Here is a 2,760-nt window from a genome sequence, read left to right on the forward strand (position 1 = left end):
ACACGCCACCGGGACCACACACAAATCCACCCCCACCACGCACCCCCCACCCCCAAACCCCAACACCCGCGCGGAAAACAGGCCCACCACGCCCGCCCCGCAACCCCTAAGCCCAGGAAACACCGCCTGTGGAGTGCATCACCTGTATTCGGGGCGCTCTCGCGTTTACGATCAGGGAGTGATGGCAGAACGCAGGCGCCACAGGCCAGAGTTCCTCCATAGGCGTGTGTCCGGACCGGCCGCCGCTGGACTGTCCGGGGGCGAGGTCTCCTCCCGGATGAGGCATGGCCTTGCCAACCGTGCACCGGACACAACCAGCCGCAGCCTTTGGGAGATCGTGCGCGCCAATGTGCTGACACTGTTCAACGCGATCGTGGGGGCGAGTTTTGTCGTCCTGCTTCTGCTGGGCAGCTGGCAGGACGCACTCTTCGGGCTGGCCGCCGTAGGCAACGCCGTCATAGGTGTTGTTCAGGAGTACCGCGCTAAGCGCTCCCTGGACCGCCTCGCCGTCCTCGAGGCCCCGCTGGCCCGGGTGCTGCGTGACGGGACCGTGCAGGAGATCCCCACCGCCGACGTCGTGCTTGACGATGTCCTGGTCCTGAGGGCCGGCGACCAGGTCACGGCCGATGCCTCTGTCCTCGAGAGCCGCGGGCTGGAGGCCGATGAATCCCTCCTGACCGGAGAATCGGACCCGGTGGATAAGGATGCGGGGACCGAAGTCCTCTCCGGCTCGATCATGGTTGCCGGCCGGGGCACGGCACGGGTGATCCGGGTGGGAGCTGACTCCTTCTCCAGCAGGATCGCCGCCGACGCGAAGCGGTTCTCGCTCGTCAACTCTGAGATCCGCAACAGCCTCAACCGGATTCTCCGCTGGCTCACCTGGGCGCTGTTGCCGGTCGCCCTCATCGTTGCCAACGGCGAGATGCAGTCCAGGGGCGGCTGGGAGCAGGCCATCGCCAGCGGCACCTGGACGGCCGCGCTGGTGGGCGTGATTGCGAGCGTCATCGCCATGATTCCGCTGGGCCTGGTCCTGCTCTCGAGCGTGGCTTTTGCTGTCGGCGGGGTCCGGCTCGCCGGGAACAAGGTTCTCATCCAGGAGCTGGCAGCGGTCGAGGGCCTGGCCCGCGTAGATGTCCTCTGCCTCGACAAGACCGGAACGCTCACCGAAGGCCGAATCATCTTCGATGGTGTGCACGAACTGGCCGCGCCCGCGGAACCTGGATGGGAGCACGCCTTAGGCTGGTTCGCGGCGGATCCGGAGGCAAACGCAACCTCGCGCTGCCTTGAAGCGGCCTTTGAGCACGATGGCGGCAACCTGGCGGTTTCATCGGTTCCGTTCTCTTCGGCCCGGAAGTGGAGTTCCGTGACGTTCGACGGCGGAGCCCCGGGCTCAGGCACTTGGATTCTTGGCGCCCCGGAAGTGGTGCTGACGGACCGGTCCGGCGGTCCAGACGCGGCGCCGGCGGCAGACGCCGCCCTGGGCAGGGCCGGCCGGCTCGCCGAATCCGGCCTGCGGACCGTCGTGCTGGCCTATGCCGCCGACACAACCATCATGGCCGACGACGCCACGCTGCCGGCGGTTGTGGAACCCGTCGTTGTGCTCACGTTTCGGGAACAGATCCGCCCCGATGCGCGACAGACGCTGGACTACTTCCGCGACGAGGGCGTTGAGCTGAAAGTCATTTCGGGGGACGACCCCCGGACGGTCGCGGCGATTGCCCGCAGCGTGGGTTTGGACGTCGGGGAGGGGTACGATGCGCGGCAGCTTCCGGCCGATCCCCGGCTGCTTGAAGAGGTGATGGACACCAACACGGTGTTCGGCCGCGTGAGTCCCCACCAGAAGAAGGACATGGTGGCAGCCCTTCAGCGGCGCGGGCACACGGTCGCGATGACCGGAGACGGCGTCAACGACGTGCTGGCCTTGAAAGAGGCAGACCTGGGCATTGCCATGAACTCTGCCGCTCCGGCCACGAAGGCAGTGGCACGGCTGGTGCTGCTGGATGGCCGTTTCGACCGGCTGCCCGGGGTGGTGGCCGAGGGCCGCCGGGTGATCGCCAACATCGAGCGGGTGTCGAAGCTCTTCCTCAGCAAAACGGCCTATTCGATTGCGGTCGCAGTCAGCTTCGGACTCCTCAACCTGCAGTTTCCGTTCCTGCCCCGCCAATTGTCGTTCACAGACGGCCTGACGATCGGCATCCCCTCGTTCTTCCTGGCCCTAATGGCCAATACCCGCCGCTACCGGCCCGGGTTCCTGCGCAGGTCACTGTTCTTCGCCGTCCCGGCCGGGCTCATCGTAACAACTTCACTGCTGGGGTTGAACCTCTACGCGCAGTCGAGCGGAGCTGCCGGGGACGCGCCGGAGACGCTGCAGTCCGCATCGGTGCTGACCCTCTCGGTAATGGGCCTGTGGATTCTTGCGGTGGTCTCCCGTCCGCTCGATGCGAAGAAGCTGGCGGTGCTGCTCGCGATGTGCGCCATTCTCCTGATCCTGGTCAACCTGCCGCTCGCCCAAGACTTCTTCCATCTGGTGTTACCGCCGGCTGATTTATTGCGGGCGGCAGGTGCGGCTGCGGTGGGCGGCGGGCTCGCTATCGAGCTCCTGGCCTTGATCCACGGCAGGAAGTTCCCCCGCTGACCGGAGCCCGGGGCGGCTGTGTTGTTTTACGGTTAAATGCGGGAGAGCCCCGACCGTGTGGTTGGGGCTCTCGACCGTTTAATGATGTTCCGGCGGTGACCTACTCTCCCACACCCTCCCGGGTG

Annotated in this window: 1 protein-coding gene; it reads left to right on the plus strand. The window is 66.4% G+C overall.

Translation table 11 applies throughout. From position 1 onward, the window contains the following. Positions 1-277 precede the first annotated feature (277 nt). Complete coding sequence (locus ABIB29_RS19945; RefSeq protein ID WP_354174777.1) at positions 278-2,635, plus strand: HAD-IC family P-type ATPase; 2,358 nt, start codon at positions 278-280, stop codon at positions 2,633-2,635. The last annotated feature ends 125 nt before the right edge of the window (positions 2,636-2,760 follow it).

It is taken from the genome of Arthrobacter sp. UYEF36 (assembly GCF_040547025.1).
Classification (GTDB): domain Bacteria; phylum Actinomycetota; class Actinomycetes; order Actinomycetales; family Micrococcaceae; genus Arthrobacter.

Excerpts from the sequence above, each read along its gene's own strand:
- ABIB29_RS19945 (WP_354174777.1), top strand. The coding sequence starts at position 278 with ATGAGGCATGGCCTTGCCAACCGTGCACCGGACACAACCAGCCGCAGC.